This window comes from Streptomyces murinus, assembly GCF_002154555.1.
Classification (GTDB): Bacteria; Actinomycetota; Actinomycetes; order Streptomycetales; family Streptomycetaceae; genus Streptomyces; species Streptomyces murinus.
Map to the genome: position 1 here is coordinate 1 of NZ_MUNF01000226.1, position 1,445 is coordinate 1,445.

Consider the following 1,445-nt stretch of genomic DNA (forward strand, 5'->3'; position numbering starts at 1 on the left):
GCCGATTTCTCCGAATGGCAGGAGGAATGGCTGAGCGGTCCGGCCGCCGAGCGCCAGCTCGCCTACTGGGCCGATCAGTTGGGCGGCGAACTGCCGTCCTCGGGACTCCCGACGGACCGCCGCCCGGGCGGGGAGCTGCCGTCCCGTGGCGCGGCCCTCCATGAGGCGGCGGTCCGTCGGGAGTCCCGAGGACGGCAGTTCGCCGCCCAACTGATCGGCCCAGTAGGCGAGCTGGCGCTCGGCGGCCGGACCGCTCAGCCATTCCTCCTGCCATTCGGAGAAATCGGCGTACTGGAACTCGGGCTCCGCCGGCTCGAATGCGCCGCCCTCGGGCGTCTTCAGCACGCCGGTGCGGGCCGCGTAATCGGTGAGCAACTCCCTGAGCAGCAGCCCCGCCGACCACCCGTCACCGACGATGTGGTGCATTCCCAGGGCGAGTACGGCACCCTTTTCCCGCCGCAGCAGCGCGGCCCGGAAGAGCGGACCCGCCGCCAGGTCGAAGGGCCTGTGGTGCTGGGCGTCCATCCAGCGCTCGGTGTCACCGTCGCCGTGCGCCTCCGCCACCGACCAGTCGAGCCGCGCGGAGGCGTCGATGTGCTGTGTCAACTCCCCTTCGTCCAGCACGAACCGGGTGCGCAGCGCCTCGTGCCGGTCCAGTAGACCCTGGGCGCATGCCCGGAGCACCTCGGCGTCCACGGCGCCGTCGAGCGCGCAGAAGACCGGCATGTGATACGTCGGCCTGCCCTCCTCCATCTCCTGGAGGAAATACATCCGTTGCTGAGCCCGCGAAGCGCGGAAAACGCTGACCGACGGCTCGGTGAATGCTTCGGCCGTGACGTGAGTGGCCAAGTCGACTCCCTCGACCGCCACGCCTTTCCGGACGTGCGGCACTGATCCCACTGGTTGGTGAGATCAACGCTAGGCGCGGGACGGGATGGAGATAAGTCCCGATCTGCCGGTCCCGGATTCACGTGACACGGCACCCGGATCAGCTGCCCCCGGTCCGCCCAAATGCCGTGCAGTCAAAGGGAGATGGGGTCTAAGGGCGGCGCCGCAGCGGCGGCCGGTGCAGGATCTCGACGTACATGATGCGGCCGTCGACCACGTCCAGACACAGCAGGCCCTCGGCGGTGGGCAGCGGGACGCAGCGGTGGCCGGGGCCGTAGGGCTGGTCCAAGGGATGCGGAGCGGTGCGCAGGCTCTGGCAGTCGTCCGCGCCGCAGCCGCACTCGGCGATCAGCCGCAGGTCCCAGGTGCAGACGGCCAGTTCGCGCTCACCCTCCTCCTGGAGGAGGGCGGTCAGCTCCGTGACGAGGTCCGGGTAGAGGTCACGGACGAGAGGGTGGTCCTGCTCCATGGAACGAGGGTACGGGGAGCGGGACCGGCCCCGCTCCCCGATATTCCGCGGCCCACCGGCCCGCGCGCTAGGTGTATTGGCCACGAGC

At 70.1% G+C, this 1,445-nt stretch carries 2 protein-coding genes; both read right to left on the bottom strand.

Going from position 1 to position 1,445, the window contains the following annotated elements:
• On the bottom strand, positions 1-900 hold a 900-nt coding region (locus tag CCN72_RS15415; RefSeq protein WP_341868881.1), incomplete at its 3' end, for a condensation domain-containing protein.
• Between the two features lie 139 nt (positions 901-1,039).
• Positions 1,040-1,357, bottom strand: coding sequence for a hypothetical protein (locus tag CCN72_RS15420; protein WP_086808006.1), 318 nt, complete (start codon positions 1,355-1,357; stop codon positions 1,040-1,042).
• Positions 1,358-1,445 lie beyond the last annotated feature (88 nt).

What these genes read in the sequence shown, in the direction of transcription:
- CCN72_RS15420 (WP_086808006.1), bottom strand. Translation starts at nt 1,357, where the DNA reads ATGGAGCAGGACCACCCTCTCGTCCGTGACCTCTACCCGGACCTCGTC.